The following is a 5,709-nucleotide window of genomic DNA, read 5'->3' on the forward strand; positions in this document are numbered from 1 at the left end:
CGGTGGGGCAGGTTGTTTCAGGTCCAGCGTGACAAAGCCACCCCAGGGGTGATAATCCCCGGCGCATAGCTTGTCGCCTTGCACCTTGACGTAGCCATCCCAGTTCGGCTGGAACTTGCGCATGTGCATTTCACCGACGACTTGAGTCAACCGATCTTCGGGGAGGTGCTGGTCTTGGCTTTCCAGGCGCTGTTTAACGTCGACATAGAGCGGATGCACGGGATGGCGCGGGTCGCTATAGCCAACAGTTGCGTGATCGTTGTCCGCCTGGCGTGAGGGTTGCGCATCGTGCTGGATCACGTCAGAGGGCGCTGTGCGTGCTTCATCTTTCTCGCGCTCGGCATTGCGCTCGCGATTCATGGCTTCCATCTGTCGCTGCATCTCGCGCAATTGTGCTTGCAGCATGGCTAGTTGCTGATTCGTATCGTCGGCGTGGGAGGGCGGGGTGACGACTGGTTCGGCAGAGAGCGGTGGCGCTGCCGGGTTCTGAGGGGTATCGGAACCTGGTTTAATCAAGTGCTGCTGCAGGGTACGAATGAGTGGGGCATCAAGTTCCGGAACCACCTTCGGGGAGTCGGAGAGGGATTGCGCTTGCGTCGCCTTACGTAATGCAGCCCATGTGTTTGGTCCGGCTATGCCGTCCGCGGTTAGGTTATGACCATGCTGGAACGTTTCTACAACTTCTTGAGTGCGTTTGCCGTAGTGACCATCGACTACGAGTGGATCGTTATGGATATCTCTGTAGCCGAGGGCGTTGAGCATCTTTTGCAGTTCTTTGGTAGCAAGTGTTCGTGTCGATGCATGATCGACGTGACGCTGTGTTGTCTCTCTGCTCAAGGCAGCGTCTGGTGATAATGGCATTGGAATGTCGATGCCATTTCTTGCAAGAAGTTTTTCGTTGGTGTTTAAATTTATCAAATCATGTTTTTCTTTTTCTGCTCTAATCATTAAGCTATTTAATAAATCAGGTGAGCTTTTAAAAAGTCGATTATTTTTTGCAGATTTGTAGTCCTGAACGGCTTCAATAATTTCGTCATCGGATATTTTGGATAGGTCGTACTTTGCGCCAAATTTATCTTCCATTCCTTTCTGGATAACATCTGTTTTTCCGCCAAACTGTACTGATGTGCTCCATAGCTCATCTTGCACGGCTCGTCCACGATCGGAAAGATCAATGCCGGCGCTCTTCAGCTTTGCTACCTGAATGTCGTAATGAGTACGCTTTATGAAATCATGTTGGTCTTGTCCAAAATCTGGATGGGCCATTGCGATTTCTATCCATTTCGCGTCAAAGGCAGGCGTTGCGGGGGTCATTCCATCGAAGTTGTCTTTGTAGCGCGATTGAGCTACATAGGTCTTTACTGTGCCCATCTTGCTGGAGAGTTGATAGATTCCGTATGAAACGCCTCCGTGGTCGCCTTTTCCTGTAGAAATGGCCCCAGCTCCAAGGCCATTGGTTTCATGCCTTGCCGATGTCTGTCCAAGCTGCCAGCTTCCAATTAAACGCTCAGCGTTTTCAATATCGTCCATATCTCAATACTCCGTCTTGATTTGTAGAATCAAGGCTCTTCTTGCTTGAGAAGAGTCTCAAGTTCATCAGCTCGAAGTGTAGTTTTTCGCAGAGAACAATCAGCTCTAATTAGCATCTCCGCTGTGCCACCTTTGATATCTTCATCAATTTGACAGTCGCTGTCCCTGTCATTTAGCCATTTTCGCTGTTCAACACGCAGAAGCTCCCAATGGGAAGCTGGAAGCACTTGATGTAAGCGCTTATAGGTCGAGTTCAATCGTTTATCTTGATAGTCGAACTCTTCACCTATGCAATTCATTATGTCCACAGTCACACCATGTGATGCGTCGACACATTTAGCAAATGACTCCCTCAGCTTAGGATTTTTTTGCTTGGTAGGTGAGCCGTCAGGGGACTTGCTGACAGATGATGCAGTTGGGGTAGGGGTGGCCTTATCATTCAAGGCTGTATCAAGTTGCGCGTACTCCGATTGAGATTTATCAGCGGGAGACGCAGTGCATGCGGTTACTGTTGCCGCTGTACTCAATATTGCGGTTGCTATCATTTGCTTGAACTTCATCTCATCCTCCTCCTCAATCATCGGTATCTCAGGCACCAGATTCCCGAGAAAATCCCGGTATGGCACGTTCGGTTTGGTTTTCTTCTGTACCGGCAAACCACCTGGCGGCAACGATCCATATTTGCGTACGGTCTCTTCATTCGCCCGTTCCACCGCGTAATTCAGTTGCAGCAGATAGGCGCGATCGACTTTGAATTTGTAAAAGGGAATCAGCGAAGAGGGGCGGGCGCCTTCGCCGCCCCAGTCGTTCTCGGCGGTGGGTTCCGGCGAGCCGTCGGGGTTATGCGCCATGGTGTCCACCTCGTTGCTGCCTGGATGATGCGGAGGTGCTTGACGGCAGCGGCATGGAATCGAGCAGGCGTTGCTTGAATTGTTTGTCCTTGAAGTACCACTTCTTTTTCGCGCGAATTGGTTTGCAGCCCTCCAGGAAAACGAGTTCATCGTCCTTGGGCAGTTCCTTGATTTCCTGCGGCAGCATCAGCGGGCGGCGCTCTTCGGTATAGCTGTAGGAAACGTTGCTGCCGCTGGTACTGCGATGCTTGCGGCGCACGGTGCGGTCACCGAGGGCGCGGGAGTAGGCTTCGGCATCTTCCTGTTCGCGCGGGGTGAACACGATGTTGGCGGCGTGGTTGGTGATGAAGGTTTGCGCCACGTCGGCGCCGTAGGTGGAGCGCAATTGCGAGCGGCTCTGCACGATGGCCAGGCTGCGCACGCCGTAGCTGGCCGATACCGAGATGAGTTTGGCCCAGATATCCAGGCGTCCCATCGCCGTGAACTCGTCCATCAGCATCAGTACCTGATGCTTGATGGTCGGGTCGGTGGTCTTGTCTTCGCGTACGTTGCCGCCGATGGCGCTGCTGAAGAAGATGTTCAGCAGCTTGCTTGCCTCGTCCAGCTTCTGCGGCGGTATTACCACGTACACCGACATCTTGCGCCGGCGCAGGTCCAGCACGTCGAAGTCGGTGGCGTTGGTGGCCGCGGCCAGGATCGGACTCAGGAATTGCTGCAGCGGCGCCTGCACGGTGGCGATCACCGAGGAGAAGGTTTCCTCCGCCAGCCCCGCCAGGCTGGCGAACATGACGCGCGTTTCATGGCTGAGATAGGCAAAGTGTTGCCGATGATCGGGTGACAGCAGGTTGTCGATCGCCTGCTTCACGCCACCGTCGTGCCCCTCGCCGGAGGTCAGGCGGTAGATGCGTTCAAAGCTGGGAAAGCGCGGGTCCCCATTGGGATCGAGGGCGCCGCCGTTATCGGCGTGTTGTGCCTGCGCCAGCGCATCCCAGCGTTCGAACATGAAAGCGGCGAAGGCCACGAAGGCGGTGCGCGACTGGCTGGTCCAGAACGGGTCTTTGCCGGCTTCATCCGGATACAGGATGGCGGCGATGGTGCGCAGTTCGCCCAGCCGGGTGCCGGGTGCCAGGCGCGCGAGCGGGGTGAACGGGTTGAAGCGGTGCGTGCGGCCGGTGTCGTCATACGGCGACCAGACATGGATGTTTTGCCCCAGTTCGCGGCCACGATAGCCGCTGGTGATCCGGTACAGCTCGCCTTTTACGTCAAGGACGACGATGGAGCTTTCGTAGGTCAGCAGAACCGGTATCGCGACGCAGGTTGATTTACCCGAACGGGTGGGCGCGATCACGATGAGATGCAGCGCGCCATTGAGCCAGATCGGCCGTCCGCGCAGCGTGCCGAGAAGAATGCCTTCGTCCGGAATGCGAGCGAGGAATCCGCCTTTGCCCAGCTGGCCGACGGTGGCGAAGTCGGCATCACCATGAAACGCCTGCTCGCGCGATTTGAACAACGCCAGCAGCAACAGCAGCCAGCCTGCCAGCGGCACGCCCAAACCAGCCGCGCCCGCCAGTTTGATCTTGCCGGCATAGGGCGCGACCTGGTGCTGGTCGATGGCCATGACGTACGTCCACCAGGTGTTCCACTGCAGCGGGACCGACGACTCCAGGCCCAGCAGCGCCAGGATCATCCAGCCCGAGAGATACAAGCCGGCGATCACGGCCACCAGGCCTGAGATGATCGCCATCATTGCTTTCCAGCCCATCAGCACTCCTTGCTCGCGCAACCGAACGTTTGCGCGCTATCGATCAAAGAAATATCAGTGGGATCGTAAAGTGCTGCCCGGGATGCAGGCTAAGGAATGCAGAAGGCGCTTATGTCAGGGGATTCTGATCATCTGTGGGCCGACCAGTCGGCAATGCCAAGGCGCCTCAAAAATAACTTTCATGGCAACGGTGCAGTGCTAGGTCATGAAAGTAGTTTCTTGTCCCTAAAAGACAGGCGACGAACGTGTCCGCGCCGGCCCTTTTCCGCTTTCGTCTGACAATTGCCGAAAACGGGTGATCTTTTGCCGAATTTGTGCATTCGTTTCCGCTTCGATCCGCTTCAATCACACGACAGCCAGCGGCATGACGCCGACGGCTGCCACAGGGATACGGAGCCGGGGGGCGACCATGCATCACATCAACGACATCGCAAGCAGAAACGGTACGCGCACCGCGTGCGTGCATCCGTTGCACGCAACGCACCGGCCTGACGGCACGGCTGCGCATCTGCTTCGCCCGCCCGAACCCAACTTGCCTCATGTTCAGTGCCCGCGCCTGCGCGCGTTCGATACGCACTGGATTTGCTGAAACGTTTTCCCGCATGCCAGGACGGCATGTGTTCGCGAATCGACGCGGACGGCAGGCGATTGACTCCACCCCCCGAGACGACGCCTCAGGATTCATTGCCTGCCGGGGAAATTCCCTTCGTTGCGCGCTTGAGTTCGCTGCACCGTTCGATCACTTGATTTTTTCCGTCCGCGGAACCGGATTTGGGAGACAGCTATGAACAGGATCTATAGCAAGGTTTGGAATGCTTCGTTGAAGCAGCTGGTGGTGGCGTCGGAGTTGGCTTCGTGCCGGCAAGGTGCCGTCGACCAGCGTGGCGAGAGTGGTGCTTCATCCCTGGAGGCGCTCGCCCCGCGCATGCTTTGCGTGCTGCTGTTGCTTGGCCTGAGTACGTGGAGCGGACAAGCCACAGCACAGACGAACTGTTCGCCGGCGCCTTACAACGCTTACAACGGCACCTCATCATGTATGGGATGGCAGGCGCAGGCCGCGGATCAGGCTACGGCGCTGGGTGCGAGTGCGTCAGCGTCGGCGGTGCAATCCGTTGCGATCGGTTATCTGTCCAGCGCATCGGAAAACTACGCGATCGCTATCGGCTATCAAGCGGTGGCTTCGGGTACCAGCGGTGGAGCGATAGCGGTGGGCCAGGGAGCTCACTCGAGCAACATCAATACGGTTGCGCTTGGCGTGGACGCCCAGGCCACTGGGGCCGGCGATAGCGCATTGGGTACTTTCTCCCTTGCGTCGGGTGGAAACTCAACGGCGATCGGCGTCGGTGCTGCGGCGACAAACGGTTATGCGATCGCTTCTGGCTACCAGTCCAACGCCAGCGGCCAATACAGCATCGCATTGGGGTACCAGAGCAACGTATCGGCCGATTACGCGGTTGCGCTGGGCAATCAGACCAATGCGACGGGCTTTGGATCAGTCGCGGCAGGCTCAGGGGCCAACAGTGCCGGTGCTTCCGCCGTGGCGGTGGGCAACAACGCCAATGCTTC

4 protein-coding genes are annotated in these 5,709 nt (G+C 56.8%); 1 reads left to right on the forward strand and 3 read right to left on the reverse strand.

Features of this window, described 5'->3' with window-relative positions; all coding sequences use genetic code 11:
• The 3 genes from VJR68_RS04545 to VJR68_RS04555 all read right to left on the reverse strand — a co-directional run.
• Nucleotides 1-1,530 (reverse strand): peptidoglycan-binding domain-containing protein (locus tag VJR68_RS04545; protein ID WP_324146373.1); only part of this gene is annotated, 1,530 nt, incomplete at its 3' end.
• Nucleotides 1,531-1,559: 29 nt separating this feature from the next.
• On the reverse strand, nt 1,560-2,381 hold the full coding sequence (locus VJR68_RS04550; RefSeq protein ID WP_324146374.1) for a lysozyme inhibitor LprI family protein: 822 nt from the start codon (nt 2,379-2,381) through the stop codon (nt 1,560-1,562).
• Nucleotides 2,371-4,143 carry a type IV secretory system conjugative DNA transfer family protein gene (locus tag VJR68_RS04555; RefSeq protein ID WP_324146376.1) on the reverse strand — a complete coding sequence of 591 codons (1,773 nt, stop codon included), beginning with the start codon at nt 4,141-4,143 and terminating at the stop codon, nt 2,371-2,373. Before VJR68_RS04555 ends, VJR68_RS04550 begins: the two co-directional genes overlap by 11 nt.
• A gap of 784 nt (nt 4,144-4,927) precedes the next feature.
• Here VJR68_RS04555 and VJR68_RS04560 point away from each other — a divergent pair.
• Nucleotides 4,928-5,709 (forward strand): ESPR-type extended signal peptide-containing protein (locus VJR68_RS04560; RefSeq protein ID WP_324146378.1); only part of this gene is annotated, 782 nt, incomplete at its 3' end.

The organism is Dyella sp. (assembly GCF_035277725.1).
GTDB lineage: Bacteria > Pseudomonadota > Gammaproteobacteria > Xanthomonadales > Rhodanobacteraceae > Dyella_B.

Bases quoted from the DNA above. Each gene is read 5' to 3' on its own strand.
- VJR68_RS04555 (WP_324146376.1), bottom strand. From the start codon at position 4,143: ATGGGCTGGAAAGCAATGATGGCGATCATCTCAGGCCTGGTGGCCGTG.
- VJR68_RS04550 (WP_324146374.1), bottom strand. From the start codon at position 2,381: ATGGCGCATAACCCCGACGGCTCGCCGGAACCCACCGCCGAGAACGAC.